The organism is Streptomyces sp. NPDC001056 (genome assembly GCF_053598955.1).
Window position 1 is genome coordinate 342,240 of sequence record NZ_JBSFLI010000002.1, and the last position, 16,186, is coordinate 358,425.

At 73.6% G+C, this 16,186-nt stretch carries 11 protein-coding genes and 1 pseudogene; 7 read left to right on the forward strand and 5 right to left on the reverse strand.

All coding sequences use genetic code 11. The features are described 5' to 3' along the window. Window positions 1–22: 22 nt before the first annotated feature. Window positions 23–1,231 (reverse strand): pyridoxal phosphate-dependent aminotransferase, encoded by a 1,209-nt coding sequence (locus tag ACWDD7_RS04110; protein ID WP_351868691.1) that lies wholly within the window; start codon window positions 1,229–1,231, stop codon window positions 23–25. A gap of 81 nt (window positions 1,232–1,312) precedes the next feature. Between ACWDD7_RS04110 and ACWDD7_RS04115 the strand changes: the two genes are divergently transcribed. After that, window positions 1,313–1,951, forward strand: coding sequence for a winged helix-turn-helix transcriptional regulator (locus ACWDD7_RS04115; protein WP_450456224.1), 639 nt, complete (start codon window positions 1,313–1,315; stop codon window positions 1,949–1,951). A 122-nt stretch (window positions 1,952–2,073) separates the two neighbouring features. On the opposite strand, the gene ACWDD7_RS04120 is transcribed toward ACWDD7_RS04115, so the two are convergent. The 3 genes from ACWDD7_RS04120 to ACWDD7_RS04130 are packed head-to-tail and all read right to left on the reverse strand — an operon-like array spanning window position 2,074 to window position 5,669. Beyond that, window positions 2,074–2,868 (reverse strand): hypothetical protein, encoded by a 795-nt coding sequence (locus ACWDD7_RS04120; RefSeq protein WP_351868685.1) that lies wholly within the window; start codon window positions 2,866–2,868, stop codon window positions 2,074–2,076. Then, a complete protein-coding gene (locus tag ACWDD7_RS04125) occupies window positions 2,868–4,130 on the reverse strand; it encodes a VWA domain-containing protein (RefSeq protein WP_351868682.1) in 1,263 nt (420 codons plus the stop codon). The genes ACWDD7_RS04120 and ACWDD7_RS04125 overlap by 1 nt, the downstream gene beginning before the upstream one ends. Before the next feature lie 9 nt (window positions 4,131–4,139). Next, on the reverse strand, window positions 4,140–5,669 hold the full coding sequence (locus tag ACWDD7_RS04130) for an IucA/IucC family protein (protein ID WP_450456226.1): 1,530 nt from the start codon (window positions 5,667–5,669) through the stop codon (window positions 4,140–4,142). Between the two features lie 126 nt (window positions 5,670–5,795). Here ACWDD7_RS04130 and ACWDD7_RS04135 point away from each other — a divergent pair, with 126 nt between their 5' ends. Next, window positions 5,796–7,301 (forward strand): IucA/IucC family protein, encoded by a 1,506-nt coding sequence (locus ACWDD7_RS04135; protein WP_450456227.1) that lies wholly within the window; start codon window positions 5,796–5,798, stop codon window positions 7,299–7,301. A 104-nt stretch (window positions 7,302–7,405) separates the two neighbouring features. Here the strand turns inward: ACWDD7_RS04135 and ACWDD7_RS04140 are convergent, their stop codons facing one another. Then, the gene (locus ACWDD7_RS04140) at window positions 7,406–8,269 is read right to left on the reverse strand and encodes a CAP domain-containing protein (RefSeq protein WP_450456228.1); all 864 of its coding nucleotides are present in this window, start codon (window positions 8,267–8,269) and stop codon (window positions 7,406–7,408) included. A 514-nt stretch (window positions 8,270–8,783) separates the two neighbouring features. On the opposite strand from ACWDD7_RS04140, the gene ACWDD7_RS04145 reads away from it, so the two are divergent. The 5 genes and pseudogenes from ACWDD7_RS04145 to rfbB all read left to right on the forward strand — a co-directional run. Next, a complete protein-coding gene (locus ACWDD7_RS04145) occupies window positions 8,784–9,491 on the forward strand; it encodes a response regulator transcription factor (RefSeq protein ID WP_351868671.1) in 708 nt (235 codons plus the stop codon). Between the two features lie 249 nt (window positions 9,492–9,740). Then, window positions 9,741–11,861, forward strand: coding sequence for a glycosyltransferase (locus ACWDD7_RS04150; RefSeq protein WP_450456230.1), 2,121 nt, complete (start codon window positions 9,741–9,743; stop codon window positions 11,859–11,861). A gap of 76 nt (window positions 11,862–11,937) precedes the next feature. Beyond that, entirely contained in the window at window positions 11,938–14,034 is a 2,097-nt protein-coding gene (gene malQ / locus ACWDD7_RS04155) for a 4-alpha-glucanotransferase (protein ID WP_450456232.1), read from the forward strand. After that, on the forward strand, window positions 14,031–15,179 hold the full coding sequence (locus ACWDD7_RS04160; protein WP_450456234.1) for a glucose-1-phosphate thymidylyltransferase: 1,149 nt from the start codon (window positions 14,031–14,033) through the stop codon (window positions 15,177–15,179). The genes malQ and ACWDD7_RS04160 overlap by 4 nt, the downstream gene beginning before the upstream one ends. Further along, window positions 15,176–16,150 (forward strand): annotated as a pseudogene (rfbB, locus tag ACWDD7_RS04165) (dTDP-glucose 4,6-dehydratase); the annotation flags it as partial. The gene ACWDD7_RS04160 and the pseudogene rfbB, both read left to right, overlap by 4 nt. Window positions 16,151–16,186 lie beyond the last annotated feature (36 nt).

Sequence of the window (16,186 nt, forward strand, 5' to 3'; positions counted from 1 at the left end):
GCGATCGTGCCCCCGGCCGGCGTCACTGCCGGTACCCGCCGAGGAACCGCCCGATCCTGCCGATCGCCGCCTCCAGGTCCTCGGCCTGGGGGAGGGTGAGGATGCGGAAGTGGTCGGGGGAGGGCCAGTTGAAGCCGGTGCCCTGGACGACCTGGATCTTCTCGCGCAGCAGCAGGTCCAGGACGAACTTCTCGTCGTCGTGGATGCGGTGCACCTTGGGATCGAGGCGGGGGAAGGCGTACAGGGCGCCCTTGGGCTTGACGCAGGAGACGCCGGGGATCTCGTTGAGTCTCTCCCAGGCCACGGTGCGCTGTTCGTGCAACCGGCCGCCGGGCCGGGTGAGTTCGCGGATGGACTGGCGGCCGCCCAGCGCGGCCTGGATGGCGTACTGGGCGGGCGCGTTGGCGCACAGCCGCATGGAGGCGAGCATGGTGAGCCCCTCCAGGTAGTCCTTCGCGTGCTGCCGGGGGCCGGTGACGACCAGCCAGCCGGAGCGGAAGCCGGCGACGCGGTAGGTCTTGGACAGTCCGCAGAAGGTGAGGACGACCAGGTCGGGGGCGAGCGCGGCGGCCGAGTGGTGCACGGCGTCGTCGTACAGGATCTGGTCGTAGATCTCGTCGGCGAAGACCATCAGGCCGTGGCGGCGGGCGAGGTCCAGGATGCCCTCGACGACCTCCTTCGGGTACACCGCGCCCGTGGGGTTGTTGGGGTTGATGATGACCAGGGCCTTGGTGCGGTCCGTGATCTTCGAGGCCATGTCGGCGAGGTCCGGGTTCCAGTCGGAGCGCTCGTCGCACAGGTAGTGCACGGCCTTGCCGCCGGCCAGGGTGGTCACGGCGGTCCACAGCGGGAAGTCCGGCGCGGGGATGAGGATCTCGTCGCCGTCCTCGACGAGGGCCTGCACGGCCATGGAGACCAGCTCCGAGACGCCGTTGCCCAGGTAGACGTCGTCCACGTCGACTTCGAGGCCGAGGTTCTGGTAGCGCTGGGCGACGGCGCGGCGGGCGGAGAGGACGCCGCGGGAGTCCGTGTAGCCGTGGGCCCGCGGCAGCATCCTGATCATGTCCTGGAGGATCTCCTCCGGTGCCTCGAACCCGAAGGCCGCGGGGTTGCCGGTGTTCAGGCGCAGCACGCTGTGGCCCGCCTCCTCCAGCGCGTTGGCGTGCTCGATCACCGGGCCGCGGATCTCGTAACAGACCTCGCTGAGCTTGTTCGACTGCCGGAACTCCATGCGTCCCTCCGGGAACTCGTGTTACTTGGTTTTACCAAGCTGGAGCTTGGAAAGTCCAACAACGCGTCTAGACTGCGTCGCATGCCACCTCGCCGAAGCTACGACCAGTACTGCTCCGCAGCCCGCGCGCTCGACCTCGTCGGCGACCGCTGGACCCTGCTGATCGTCCGGGAGCTGCTCGCCGGCCCGCGCCGCTACACGGATCTGCACGCGGACCTGCCCGGTGTGAGCACCGACGTCCTCGCCTCCCGGCTGAAGGACATGGAACGCGACGGCCTCACCACCCGCCGACGCCTGCCTCCGCCGGGGGCGGCCACGGTCTACGAACTGACCCCCCGCGGACACGAGTTGCTCCCCGTCCTCCAGGCCCTGGGCACCTGGGGCGAACCCGAACTGGCGGCCCGCCGCCCCACGGACGCCGTCCGCGCCCACTGGTTCGCCCTCCCGCTGCTGCGCGCCCTGGCCGCCTTCTCGACCCCGGGCCTCCTCCAGGTCCACCTGGACGAAGGCGTCTTCCACCTCCGCACGGACCCCGACCCCGCCACCCCGGCCTACGGCGACGGCCCCTGCCCGAGCGCCCCGGACGCCCACCTCACCCTGGACTCCGGAACCTGCGAGGCCATCGCCCAGGGCCGGCTGTCCCTTCCGGACGCGCTGCGAGCGGGCCGCGTCACGGTCTCGGGCGAGGGCGCTGTGGCGAAGGCGCTGCGGGAGGCGTGAGCGGGGACACCGGCGCGGGTCCGTGTCCCAGCGCCGGCCGCCCCTGCCGGACGGGCGGGCGGCTGGGCGGGCGGCGAAGAAAAAGGGCCCGCCACGACGGCGGGCCCTCTCACGCGGCGGAGTCACACTCCCGGCGGTCGACCGGACCCCCGGGTCAGCGCGTACCCCCCGATCCCGGCCAGCGCGGCGAGCACCGCGCCGATGCCGGTCCACACCCAGCGGTCGGACCACCAGCCGGAGGACCAGCCGTCGCGGGAGCCGAAGCTGGACAGGACGGCGGTCTTGGAGTCGTCGCCCTGGGCGGCGGACTCGACGGCGATGCCGGGGACGAGGGGCTTGCCCAGGGAGCCGTCGACGGCGGCGGGGCCGCCGATGTTTTTGGAGTCCACGCGCACGTCGGCGTTCACCGGCTGACCGAGGTCCGCCGCGGCGAGGTCCACGACCGTCAGCCGGACGTAGTACGTGCCGGGCAGCGGATCGTTGGCCCACGGCTCCGCCCAGCCGCGCACGGTACGCATCACGCAGGCCAGCTCGACGGAGGAAGCGCCCTGGTCGGCGGTGCGCGTGGCGGAGCCGTACTGGCACGACTGCCGGCGCCGCAGACCGTCGTACACATCGAGCTGCCAGGTCTGCGCCCCGTGCGTCGGCGGCAGCTTCACCGTCGCCTCGACCGTCGGCCGCTGCCCCGTGTCCGCCGGGAACGACCAGTACAGGTAGTCACCGGTGGACCCGGACGCCGTCGCCTGCTGCCCCTGCTGGATCTCCGTCGCCGTACGGAAGGACGTGCCCGCCTGCGTGGGCGCCGAGCCGTCGGTGCCGTCGGAGGCACTGGGGGACGGCGAGGAGTCCGCGGCGGCCGGCCCCGCGGCCAGCCCGAGCGCGAGCAGTGCCGCGCCCAATACCCTTATCGCCCGCATCAGTTCGTCCTCCAGACCGCGATCCGCCAGCGCGACAGCCAGCCCCACAGCACACCCGCGACGAAGCCGACGAGCACCAGCGTGCCCAGCAGCCACCAGCCGCGCCCGAGCCCGAACGCGGCCACGTCGTGCGCCTGGTCGGGACCCTTCACCACGTCCACGGTCAGCTCCAGCGGCAGACCCGGCGTGCTCTTCACGCCCGCGGGCGCCGAGAAGGAGTGCGCGACCTCCAGGCACACGGTCTCTCCCGGAGCGTTGTCGTCGTCGCTCGGCGGCTTCGGGTAGCGCAGCCCGGTGGAGATCACATCGGTGCGCCCGGTGCCGGCCGCCTCACCGCGGACGATCTCCCGTCCCTTGAAGGTCACCGCCCGCAACAGCAGTCCGTACGAGGGGTTCACCGCCCGGTCGTCCGCCACGCTCACCGAAGCCCGCAGCTCCTGGCCCGGGTTGACGTCGACCTTGTACCAGCGCTGCTGCCCGAACTCCGCGCGGTCGGTGTACAGCCCCGACTTCAGCGTCGGTGCCTTCTCGCACTGCGCCGCGCCCGAGACGGCCACCGGCGTCACCACCGGATCGGCCGCCCGGTGCACCAGCTGTCCGACGCGGTCGGTCAGTTGCTCCTTGTGCTGCACGGAGGTGTACGTGCCGCCGGTCGCGTCCGCGATACAGCTGAGCTGGTCGCGGGTCTTGGCGTCCGGCACCAGGCCGAGGGTGTCGATGGTCAGGCCGATGCCCTTGGCGGCTATCTCGCGGGCCACCTCGCACGGGTCCAGCGGCTGACAGGTGTCCTCGCCGTCGCTGATCAGCACGATACGGCGGGTGCCCGAGCCGCCGTCGAGGTCGTCCGCCGCCTTCAGCAGCGCGGGCCCGATCGGCGTCCAGCCGGTCGGCTGGAGTGTCGCCACCGCCGTCTTCGCGTCGGTCCGGTCCAGCGGGCCGACCGGGTACAGCTGCGCGGTGTCCTTGCAGCCCTCCTGCCGGTCGTTTCCGTGGTAGTTGGCGCCGAGCGTGCGGATGCCCAGGTCCACGTCCTGCGGCGTCGCGTCGAGCACATCGTCGAAGGCCTGCTTCGCCGCCGCCATCCGGGTGCCGCCGTCGATGTCCCGGGTCCGCATGGACCCGCTGACGTCCAGCACCAGTTCGACCTTCGGAGCGGACTGCTCCGTCTCGTCGGCGGCCGCCGCGGTCGGGAACGCGAGCCCGGCCGTCAGTGCGGCGAGCAGAGCGCACACCCCGGCCGCCAGCCGTTGTCTTCTGATCATCGACGGATCCTATTGATCAACCGTCCCGGGCTCCAAAACGAGCGGGTGGGGCAGGTCCGTCCACCGGTCGCCCGGCGTCCCGGGTGAAAGCCGCATCAGCGTCAGCGCCTTCGCGGGCACCGGACCCCGGCGCAGCGCCACGAGATCGGACGTGTCCGGCAGTTCCGGTACGACCGCCGCCAGCGCCGCCCCGAGCGCGGGCCCGGAGCCCGCCGTCGAGGCCAGCGCGCCCGCCACCAGGGAGCCGAACAGCTTGCGGCGCAGGGCGGTTTCGTCGTCCGTGACCAGCCGTCCGGTGAGCGCGGGCGGCGCGATGCCGTGCCGGGCGAGCCGGGTGGGGCTGATCCTGATGTCGGCCAGGTCGCGGTAGACCAGCCGCCGCGGGCTGCCGTCGGCCGAGAGGACCACCAGGAGGTTCTGCCCGTGCGCCTCCAGGGCCACCCCGAGATCGAGCAGCCGCAGCCCCACCGTGAGCGCCAGCCGGGCGAACGCGGCCAGCCGGCCGGGGTCCTGGGGCAGCCGCGTGGTGGCGAGCGCGGCCACCGGCAGGACCCGCTCACCCGGCCGCGCGTACCGCTCGGGTGACTCCCTCAGCAGTGCGGCGAGTTCGGGCCCCCGGGCGGTGACCGCGCCCAGGGTGCGGGTGATGTGCAGCAACCCGTCGGTACGGTCGGCGAGTTCCGCCGCGAAGTCGGACAGGACCGCGGCCGCCTCCACCGAGTACGGCGAGATGTCCCGCACCGAGGACGTCAGCCGGGCGCTCAACGCCGTCTTCACATGCGGCCCTCCGGGCAGGGCCAGCGTCCGCAGCGACATCAGCGGCCGGGCCGCCCGCCAGTCGTCGTACGGCCGCTTCAGCACATGCGCCGCCTGCCACGGGTGCACCGGCACCGACAGCCGGTCACCGTCGCGCAGTTCCTCCGGCCAGACGCCGGTCACCAGGCACTCCGCGGCCGGTACGGGCAGCGTCCCGAGCCGTACCACGGGCCGGTGCTCGGGCGCGTACGCCAGCTGGTCCGCCACCGAGAACCCGGGCCGGGAACGGCAGTTGGGGTGGTACGGATGCCCGTCGACCACCCGCTGCTCCCACTCCCAGTCCTGCTCCGGCCACTCCTTCGGGTGATCGTCGGCGGCCCGGGACAGCGCCAGGGAGGCCACACTGTGCCCCAGCTCCGCCGCGAACCCCGCGGCCCCCGGCCCCCAGCCGCCACCGGCCGCGAGGGACGCCATCAGCCGGGCCGGATCGTCGTACCGCTCCCGGTCCAGGCGTACGGCGGTGACGTAACCGCTCGTGGCGTACGGGTCGGCGTGCGGGCCGTGCAGCGCGCGCCCGTCGGCGAGCCGGAGCGTCAGGCCGTACGCCCCGCGCGCCCGGCCGGTGACCCAGGGCAGCGGCTCGTGCGCGAGCCCCCGCCACAGCCGGGTCAGCACGGCCGCGCGGGCACCGGGCAGCTCCGCGTCGTACCGGGGCAGCAGAGCGGGTCGTACGGCCTTCAGCTCCGCGGCGACCTCGGCCTCGGCGGTGGGGGAGTGGGACACGGTCGGCTCCTCGGTCGCGGCCGGTACGGGGCACGATGGACGGGTACGGAAGACAGCACCATGGTCGGATACGGCGCCATACTGATCGCTTCCTGGCCCCTTGCGAAGAACGCCACCGAAGAACGAATGGACCGCGTGGACCTCAAGCCTCCCGCAGACCCCGTCGGCCGGCGCGCCGACGCCTATGCGGCCGCCCCCCTGCTCAACTGCCTGCTCCGGGAGGTGGCCGAGCCGCTGCCGGGCGCCCCCGGGGAGCGGCCGGCCCACCGGCTGCCCGGCACCGGGCGGCTGCTGCGCGTGCGGCCCGGCCGCCGCCCCGCCGACCCCGAGGTGTACGCGGCGGGCGCCTGGCACCGGATCGGCCACCCCGAACTGGTCAAACTGGTCGCTGAGGAACTGCGCCGGCACACCGGGCTGCCCGGCGGCGACCTGCCCGCCGAGATGATCGACAGCAGGGACGCCGTCGCCGCGCTGCTCGCCGCCCGCGCCCGCGCGACCCCGCCCGCGGACCCCTATCTGCGCTCCGAGCAGTCACTGATCACCGGCCACCCCTACCACCCGGCGCCCAAGGCGCGCGGCGGCGGACCGGTCGCGTCCTGGCTGCCGTACGCCCCCGAGGCGCACGCCCGCTTCCCGCTCGTGCTGCTCGGCGTGCGCGAGGACCAGGTGGCCGAGGAGGGCGACACCCGCGCCCTTGACGCGCTGGGCGGCGCGCCGCCCGGCTACCGGCTGCTGCCCGCCCACCCCTGGCAGCTCGACCTGGTCGCCGACACCCTCGCCCCCGCCTTCGCCGACGGCCGCCTCGTCCGGCTCGGCCCGACCGGATTCGACACCTGGCCGACGGCCGCGGTCCGCACGGTGTACGAGCCCCGGCGCGACCTGTTCCTGAAGTTCAGCCTGGACGTGCGCATCACCAACGACATCCGCCGGCTCTGGCGCCACGACCTGCGCCGGCTGCGCCGTACCGACACCGCCACCGGGCGCGCCTTCGCCGCGCTGGGGCCGCCTGCCGCGTGGCTCGCCGACCGGGGCCACCGCACGGCGTCCTTCGCGTACGAGGAACTGGCCGTGGTGGTCCGCGACGGGCTGCGCGCGCACCTCGTGCCGGGCGCCGTGCCGCTGCTCGCGGCGGGGCTGACCGAGGGCTTCGACGGCAGCCCGCTGCCCGCCGCGGCCGACCCGGACGCCTGGTGGGAGGCGTATCTGGGGCAGGTCGTGCCGCCCGCGCTGACCGCGTTCGACGCGCACGGGGTCGTCCTGGAGGCACATCTGCAGAACACCCTGGTCGCCGTGGACGCGGCCGGTACGCCGGTGCAGGCGCTGTTCCGGGACGCCGAGGGCGTCAAGCTGCTCGCGGACGTCCCGCGCGCGGCGGGCTGGGAGCGGCTGGTGTACTGCCTGGTCGTCAACCACCTCATGGAGATCGCCGGTGCCCTGGCCGAACGGCATCCCGGATACGATCCCTGGCCGGCCGTCCGCCGGTCACTCGCCCGGCACGACCTGCCCGAGATCCCCGCCCTGCTCGCCTCGCCGACCCTGCCGGGCAAGACGAACCTGCTGCTGCGGTGGACGGGCGCGGACGGGGCGGACGCGCGGTATCGGCCGCTGCCCAACCCGCTCGCGGCCCGGTGAGCCCCCGTACGACGCGACGCGCGGCCCGGTGAGTCCCCGTACGATGCGACGCGCGGCCCGGTGAACGGCGGGCCGGCGGCCTCACGTACCGCTCGGCGCCGGGCCTACCGGGCCGTGCCGAAGTCCTGCGTCCAGTAGCTGCCGGGCTGTGCGAGGCCGACGCCGATCTCCTGGAAGCCGCAGTCGAGGATGTTCGCCCGGTGACCGGGGCTGGACATCCAGCCCGCCATGACCTCGGCGGCGGTCGAGTAGCCGTACGCGACGTTCTCGCCGTACGCGCTCCAGGTGTACCCCGCCCGCGTGATCCGGGTGCCGGGGTCCGAGCCGTCGGAGCCGGTGTGCGACATGTTCTGGTGGGCCGCCATGTCCGCGCTGTGCTCCTGCGCGGCCTCGGTCAGCTTCGCGTCGAGGGTGAGCGGCCGGCAACCGGCCTTTTCGCGCTCGGCGTTGACGAGCTGCACGATCTGCGCGGCGAACCCGGACGCGGGGGTGGCCGCCGTGGTCGGGGTGCTCGACGCGGTGGGGGTGGGCGCCGGGGTCCCGGCCGTCCCGGGCCGGGCGGCCGCGGTCGGACGCGCGGTGCCCGGGGTGTCGGCGGCCGCCTGGGGCGCGGACGGCGCGGACGGCGCGGTGCGCGGTGCGCCGGCGGCGCGGGCCTTCTGGAGGTGACGGAGGTGCGGGTGGTGCACCCGCTGCCGGGGGACCTCCTGCGGTATGCCCGGCTGCTGGGGTATCCCCTGCGGTATGCCCGCCTGCTGGGGTACGGCCGTCCCCAGGGGCGCGCCCGTGGGCGCGGGCGTGCCCGTCCGCGCGAGTGTGGCCGCGACGGTGGCGGCGGTGCCCTGGTCCGCCGTGCCGGACGGCCAGTCGGTGCAGGCCAGCGCGACGGACGGCACGCCCACGGCGCCGATCGCGACGGCGCCGATGACCATGCGCCGGAAGTGCTGCGTCTTGCGATGCTTGCCCATGTGTGAACCTCGCTCGGTGATCGCCGAGCGCCCAGTCTTCGCACGGGCTCATGAGGACCGCAAAGGGCCTTTCTACTACCGCGCCTCGTAGACGCGCGAGGCTCTTGCCAGGCGTGCCCGGAGATGCCGCCTTCGCGGACGCGACGTTTGCAATTGCTCGGTGCGCCGTCAGGAGGCCGTGCGTGCGGGGGAGTAGGCGCGGGTGTCGCGCGCGGCGAAAGCGGCCGCTCCCGGAGCGGCTCGCGCCCTCACCAAGACGGATAAATCCCATATGTCATCGGAGGGCGATCTACTATCCGGCATGCCTAGTGGCCGATTTCCGTGTGAGGGATATCACGTGGGTGGCCGGAATCTGCGCGGCGCCAATGGTTCGCGGACCCATTCCCGGCATTTCCGGGGAGCTACTGCAATTTTCTGCAAGGTCTTGCATCTAGATCACCTCGATGCTTGACTCGGGGACCGCCGAAAGCGTGCCGTTCAGGGACGGCGGGACATCGGAACAGGGGGCAGGGACATGGTGGTCGCCGAGACGGGAATCGCCCCGGAGGAAGGACCCGGAGCGACTCTCGATGTGGCCCTTCTTGTCGCGAGCGAAGTCGTCTGCGCGGGACTCGACGCTTTGCTGAGCAGAGTTCCGGCGGTCGGCGCGGTGCGGATCGTCGTGCCGGCGGTCGACGACCTGCCCGAGCGGATCGGGCCCGCCGACGTGCTGATCGTGGCCGCGGAGCAGTGGGGACTGCTGGACGGGTGCAAGGAGGTCCCGGGCCTGCCCCCGACCCTGGTACTGGGTGACGACCTGTACGAATGGTGGAACGGGGATCTCTCCACGCTGCCGGTGGACGGATTCCTCTCCCTCAAGGAACTGTCGGCGCAGACGCTCGACGACGCGTTGAGGCGGGTGATCGCGGGAGAAATGCCGATTCCGGCTTCGCTCGCCAAACGCCTGCTGACCGGCGGACGCAGCCGCGGAACGGCAACCACCCAAGGCGTCATTCCGCTGACTTCCCGTGAGAGCCAGGCCTTCGCACTGCTCGCCGACGGCATGAGCAACAAGCAGATCGCCCGATGCCTCGGCATATCCGTGCACGGAGCGAAGCGACTGGTCGGCTCCATTCTGCTCAAACTGGGCGCCTCCAACAGAACCTCGGCCGTGATCACCGGAATCAAATCCGGCCTTCTGGGACCGCCTTCTCCCGCGCCCTCGGACGCCGCGGGTGAGTGACCTCTGGGGACGCGCGGGACCGCGCCGGGGGCGGGCACGATGTCCTGCCGGTCATCGTGCCCGCCCCCGCCGGCGGCCGACAGGGCTCGTTGATCGCGCTCCCGGCGCGCTGGTCAGGCATGCTCCAAAGGGGAGGTCTACATCGGCGGCGCCGCGGCCCAGAATGTGAGGGCCCCGCCGGCCGCGGTGCCTGACGGCCCGCGGTCCCGGATCACCAGGACACGTAAGGCTGCGTAGACGATGCATGTGGTGACCTTCGCCTTCGAGTGCGGGGCCTTCGATCCGCGACTGATGCGGAGCGGTACCGCCACCCTGGTGTGGAACACCGCCACCGAACTCGCGGCACGCGGCCACACCGTCTCGATCGTCACCCCGGCCCACGGCCGCGGCGGCTATCTGTGCGAACGCTACGGAGCCAAGAGCACCGGATTCTCCGACGAGTTCCGGATGCCGCTGCTCCTCGACGCGTCCCGCTGGCCCGGATTCCCCGCCCGCGCCGACCTCTCCCTGCGCACCACGGCCCTGCACATGCGACGCCGGGGAGTGGACCTCTACTTCCTCTCCAACAGCCAGCTCGACCTGCTGGAGCGCACGTTCGTGCCGGAGGCCGGGATGGAGGGGCGGGACCTCGCGTACTTCAAGGAGCAGGTGTTCCAGGTCGCGGGGGTCAGATTCATCCGGCGGGCGCTGGCCGACGCCGACCTCGTCCAGGCGTACGAGCCCCACCAGCACTACCTGCTGCCGGCCGCCCTGCGCGCCGCGCCGGGTGTCCCGGTGGTGAGCACGGTCGCCACCAACGTGCCGATCAACCTCAAGGTCCACCGCCCCCAGCTGGAGGAGCTGCTGACCTTCCTCGGCGCGGAGACCGACCTCGACGGGTACGCGGACCCGCCCGAGGAACCCGGCGCGCTGCCCGAGGTCCTGCGCCGCTACCTGCCCGCCACCCTGCTGGAGCCGCCCGAACGACCCGGCGGCGTCGGCTGCCACTCCCTCGCCTTCGCGCACGCGGCGGCCGTCGACTTCCTGTCGCCGGGCCAGCGCGACCACTGCACCACCTTCGCGGACACCCCGTTCGAGGAGCGGTTCGGGCGGCTGACCGTCTCCCGGGTGCTCCGACGGGGCGCCGACAAGCTGTTCGTCGGCGGCTGCGGCATCTCCGACAGCTGGCTGCGCCGCGAGGTGCCGCAGGGGCACCGCCGGGAGTTCCTGACGGGCCTCGGTCTCGACCCCGAACTGCCGACCTTCTACCACGGCGCGCGCTACGCCCCGGACCACAAGGGCCAGTGGGAGCTGTTCCAGGCCCTCGCCCAGGTGCTCGGCGAGGGCCTGGAGGCCAACTTCCTCATCCGCTGCGCCCGGCCCGACGGCATGGAACTCCCGCCCGACCTCGCCGAGCTCGCGGACAAGTACCAGGACCGGGTGCGCGCCGACACGGAGTTGGTGGACGAGTCCACCCTGTTCGCCTACGCTGCCGCGGCCGACTTCTGTGTCTTCCCGTCCAAGTTCGAGATGGACACCTTCCTGATCGCCCAGGGCGAGGCCATGGCGTGCGGGGCGGTGCCGATCGCCACCGAGCAGGCCGGCACCCGCCACTTCGGGCACGCCTTCGACTGGCGCGAGCGGGCGGACGCCACCGGCTTCGCCCTGCCCCGCTCGTTCCGGCCCGACGACGACCTCCTCCAGGACCGGCTCGCCGGGCAACTCCGCGCGGCCGCCGACCTGTTCCGGCATGACGCCGACGCCTACGCGCGGTTGGCCGACCGCGCCCGCCGTACCGCGCGGAGCTTCACCTGGGGGGCCAGCGCCCGGCTGCGCGAGGAGCGGTTTTGCGACGTCCTGTCCGGCACGGTCGTCCCCACCGATGCCGAGACCCTGATCCACCGGGGCTGGTACGACGGCCTCGACGACGCGGCATGGGCGGAGCATCGCGAACGGATCGCCCTCACCGCCGCGGCGCGGGGCCGACCGCAGGAGTGCGTGCGCGCCTGCGCCGGCCGCCCCGACCTCGCGGCGGCCGCCTTCGGCACGGCGTACCGCGCCGCACGGTTCCGGGTCTGCGAGGCGCTGGACGGCGAACTCGCGTCGGCCACCCCGGACTTCCGGCGCAGGCTGCGCGTCCGGAACCGGTCGGACCGGGTCGAGGTCACCTACCACTTCCCGCACGCCGAGCGGGTCGAGCTGTTCGACCCCGAGGCCGACGGCCCCGCGGACGGCTTCGGACAACCGCTGCGCCGCTCCGGCGACACGTTCCGGGGCAGCCTTCCCGGCCCGCTCCGCGGCGACCGTCCCGACCGCCCGCTGGTGCTGCTGATCACCTTGCCCCGCGGACGCTTCGTCTGGGACGAGGTCCGCCCCTTCCCGGAGCACTGAGCCTGAGCCCCCTGCGCGCGCGGCTCCCCACGGGTGAGCCCGCCGTGCCGCGCAGGACCGAGAGGAGAAGACTCCCGTGACAGCAACCGACCGGCCGGAGCCCGCACCGGAAGCGCTCGCCGAACTCGCCCGCGCCAAAGGGGTGGACACCTGGTACCGCGCCGCGGACGGCACGGTCACACCCGTCTCCCGGACCACGCTCACCCGGGTGCTGGCCGCCCTCGACGTCGACGCCTCGACCCCCGACCAGGCCCGGACCGCGCTCGAAGAGCACCGGCGCGACCAGGCCGCACGTCCGCTGCCGCCCTGTGTGATCGCCCGCGCGGGCCGCCCGGTGCGGTTGGACGCGGCGGCGGACACCCGGCTCGTCGTGGACCTGGAGGACGGCGGCACCCGTGACATCCCCGCAGGCCAGGAGCTGCCCGCCGACCTCCCGCTCGGCTACCACACCCTGCGCGCCGCCACGGCCGACGGCTGGGCGAGCGCACCGCTGATCGTCGCCCCGGACCGCATCCCCGCACCGGAGCGCCGCGGCTGGGGCTTCGCCGCCCAGCTGTACTCGGTCCTCTCCGACGACTCCTGGGGCATGGGCGACCTGGGCGACCTCACCACTCTCGTCCAGTGGTCCGGCCGGACACTCGGCGCCGACTTCGCCCTGATCAACCCCCTGCACGCCATGCTCCCGGCCGCCCACGCCGACCACTCCCCGTACTGGCCCTCCAGCCGGCACTTCCCCGACCCGGTGCACCTGAGGGTCGACGCCCTGCCCGAGTACGCGGCGCTGACGGACGCGGACCGGGCGACCGTCCGTGAACTGCGCGCACGGGCCGACCGGTTGCGCACCCGGGTCCTGGACGGCGGGGCGCTGATCGACCGCGACACCGTATGGGCACTCAAACGCGCGGCCCTCGAACTCCTCCACCGGGTACCGCCGGCCCCCGAACGCCTGCGTTCCTACCGGGACTTCACCGTCCGAGAGGGCCAGGAACTGACCGACTTCGCGACCGCGCGCGCCCTCGCCGAGGCCCACGGTCCCGACTGGCGCGCCTGGCCCGCCGAACTGCGCCACCCCGCGTCCCCCGCCGTCCGCGAGGAGCGCGAACGGCTGGCCGCGGAGGTCGAGTTCCACCGCTGGCTCGCCTGGCTGGTCGACGGCCAGCTCGCGGACGCCCAGGCGGCGGCCGAGGAAGCCGGGATGGCGATCGGCGTCGTACACGATCTCGCGGTCGGGGTGCACCCGGGCGGCGCGGAGGCATGGGCCCTCCAGGACTGCCTGGCGACCGGGGTCGCCGCGGGCGCCCCGCCGGACGCGTTCAGCGCCCAGGGGCAGAACTGGCGGATACCCCCGTGGCGGCCGGACGCGCTGGCCGGGACCGGGTACGCGCCGTACGCCGCACTCCTGCGCCGCCTCTTCCGGCACGCGGGCGCCGTACGCCTCGACCACGTGATGGGCCTGTTCCGGCTGTGGTGGATCCCCGAGGGCTCGGGCATCGGCGAGGGGACGTACGTCCGGTACGACCGTGAGGCGATGCTCGGCGTGCTCGCCCTGGAGGCCCTGCGAGCGGGCGTGTACGTGATCGGCGAGGATCTCGGCACCGTCGAGTCCGGCGTGCGCGACGAACTCGCCGCCCGGGGCGTCCTCGGCACCTCCGTCCTCTGGCTGACCCGGGAGACCACGCCCTTCGGCGAGGAGGACCCGGGCGGCGCGATCGTGCCCGCCCACCGCTGGCGGCGCCCGTGCCTGGCCACCCTCACCACCCACGACCTGCCCAGCACCGCCTCCTGGCTCACCGGCGACCACGTCGAACCGCGCCACCGGCACGGCCTGTTGCCCGGGTCCCTCGCCGAAGAGCGGAAGGCGGCGGACGAGTTGCGCGCCACCTGGCTGGCCGAGGTCGCCCGCGCCGGATGCGCCACCGGTGACGACCTGTCCGCCCAACTGGTCGCACTGCACCGCTACTTGGCGCGTAGCCCGGCCCTGCTGCTCGCGGCCTGGCTGCCGGACCTCGTCGGCGACCTGCGCTCCCCGAACCTGCCCGGTACCTCGGACGCCCAGCCGAACTGGCAGCTGCCCGTCGCGGACGCCGACGGCAAGCCCGTCACCCTCGCCCGGTTGAGCACGGCACCCCTGGCCCGCGAAGTGGCCACCGCCCTCGCCGGTGGCCCCCGGTGAAGGCGCTCGTCCTGGCGGGCGGCACCGGCAGCCGGCTGCGGCCCCTCACCCACACCCTGGCCAAGCAGCTGATCCCGCTGGCGAACAAGCCCGTGGTCCGCTACGGCATCGAGGCGATCGTCGCCGCCGGGATCGGCGAGATCGGCGTGGTGGTCGGGGGAACGGCCCGCGAACTCAGGGACGCCCTCGGCGACGGATCGGGGCTCGGCGCCCGGCTCACCTACCTCGTCCAGGAACAGCCGCTGGGCCTCGCGCACGCCGTACGGGTGGCGCGCGACTGGCTCGGCGACGAGGACTTCCTGATGTACCTCGGGGACAACTACCTGTCGAACGGTGTCACGGACCTCATGGCCCGCTACCGGGCCGAGCGCCCCGACCGGCTCGCCGACGCCTGGCTGCTGCTGGCCAAGGTCGCCGACCCCACGGCGTTCGGCATCGCCGAGGTCGCCCCGGACGGCACGGTCGTACGGCTCGCGGAGAAACCGGCGAGGCCCCGCAGCGACCTGGCCGTGGCGGGCGTCTACCTGTTCACGCCCGCCGTGCACGAGGCCGTCGCGGCCATCGGGGTGTCCGCGCGCGGCGAGCTGGAGATCACCGACGCCGTGCAGCATCTGATCGACTCCGGCCGGACGGTGCGCGGTTCGCTGCTCACCGGCTACTGGAAGGACACCGGCACCCCCGACGACCTCCTGGAGGCCAACAACGCCGTCCTGGAGGACATCGAGCACTCGGTGCGCGGCGAGGTGGACGCGGACAGCGAGATCGTCGGACCGGTGCGGATCGCCGAGGGCGCCTCGGTCGTACGGTCACGGATCGTGGGCCCCGCCGTCATCGGCGCCGGCGCCCTCGTACGGGACTCGGTCGTCGGCCCGTTCGCCTCGGTGGCCGACGGCTGCCGGATCACCGGCAGCGCCGTACGCTCCTCCATTCTCCTGGACGGGGTACGACTCGACGGCGCGGGCCCGGTGGAGGGCTCGCTGCTCGGGCGGCACGCGAGCGTGACGGGGCCGGGCCCCGACGCGCGGGCGCGGCGGCTGGTGCTGGGTGACCACAGCGGCGTCACCGAGGCGCCCCGCCCGCCGGGCGACCGTCCCCGTCCCTCCCCCAAGGACCGACCTCAGGAAGGCCCGGTGGGCACCTCATGAGAATCCTCGTCACGGGCGGAGCCGGTTTCATCGGCTCGCACTTCGTCCGCTCCCTGCTCGCCCCGGACGACGACACGCACATACCGCCGGACAAGGTCACGGTCCTGGACGCCCTGACCTATGCGGGCAACCGGGCCAACCTCCGTTCGGTGGCGGACGATTCGCGCTTCACGTTCGTCCACGGGGACATCCTCGACGCGGGCCTGGCCGACCGGCTCGTGGCCGACCACGACGCCGTGGTGCACTTCGCCGCCGAGTCGCACGTGGACCGCTCGATCGCCGCGGGCCACGCCTTCGCCGCCACCAACGTCCTCGGCCCGCAGACCCTGTTGCAGGCCGCCGTGCAGCACGGGCCGCGCACCTTCGTGCACGTCTCGACCGACGAGGTGTACGGCACGATCCCCGCCGGGTCCTGGACGGAGGAGCAGCCCCTCGCTCCCAACTCCCCGTATTCCGCGTCGAAAGCGGGCGCCGACCTGCTCGCACTGGCGTACCACCGCACCCACGGCCTCGACGTGCGGATCACCCGCTGCTCCAACAACTACGGGACCCACCAGTACCCGGAGAAGCTGATCCCCCGCTTCATCACCCGCCTCCTCGACGGACGGAAGGTCCCGCTCTACGGCGACGGCCGCCATGTGCGCGACTGGCTGCACGTCGAGGACCACTGCCGTGCCGTCCGCCTCGTCCTGGAGGGCGGACGCCCGGGCGGCGTCTACAACGTCGGCGGCGGCCTCGAACTGTCCAACAGGCAGCTCACCGAACGGCTGCTGGAGCTGTGCGGCGCCGACTGGGACAGCGTGGAGCACGTGGCCGACCGCCTGGGCCACGACGCCCGCTACAGCGTCGACTGGTCGCGGATCCGGGACGAACTGGGGTACGCGCCACGGCGTTCCTTCGCCGAGGGGCTGGCCGAGACGGTGACCTGGTACCGGGAGAACCGCGACTGGTGGGAGCGGCCGCGGCCCCGGCGGACGACGGCGCCGCCGACCGCCGTCCACCGCACC

Excerpts from the sequence above, each read along its gene's own strand:
- ACWDD7_RS04110 (WP_351868691.1), bottom strand. The coding sequence starts at position 1,231 with ATGGAGTTCCGGCAGTCGAACAAGCTCAGCGAGGTCTGTTACGAGATC.
- ACWDD7_RS04115 (WP_450456224.1), top strand. The coding sequence starts at position 1,313 with ATGCCACCTCGCCGAAGCTACGACCAGTACTGCTCCGCAGCCCGCGCG.
- ACWDD7_RS04120 (WP_351868685.1), bottom strand. The coding sequence starts at position 2,868 with ATGCGGGCGATAAGGGTATTGGGCGCGGCACTGCTCGCGCTCGGGCTG.
- ACWDD7_RS04125 (WP_351868682.1), bottom strand. The coding sequence starts at position 4,130 with ATGATCAGAAGACAACGGCTGGCGGCCGGGGTGTGCGCTCTGCTCGCC.
- ACWDD7_RS04135 (WP_450456227.1), top strand. The coding sequence starts at position 5,796 with ATGGACCGCGTGGACCTCAAGCCTCCCGCAGACCCCGTCGGCCGGCGC.
- ACWDD7_RS04140 (WP_450456228.1), bottom strand. The coding sequence starts at position 8,269 with ATGGGCAAGCATCGCAAGACGCAGCACTTCCGGCGCATGGTCATCGGC.
- ACWDD7_RS04145 (WP_351868671.1), top strand. The coding sequence starts at position 8,784 with ATGGTGGTCGCCGAGACGGGAATCGCCCCGGAGGAAGGACCCGGAGCG.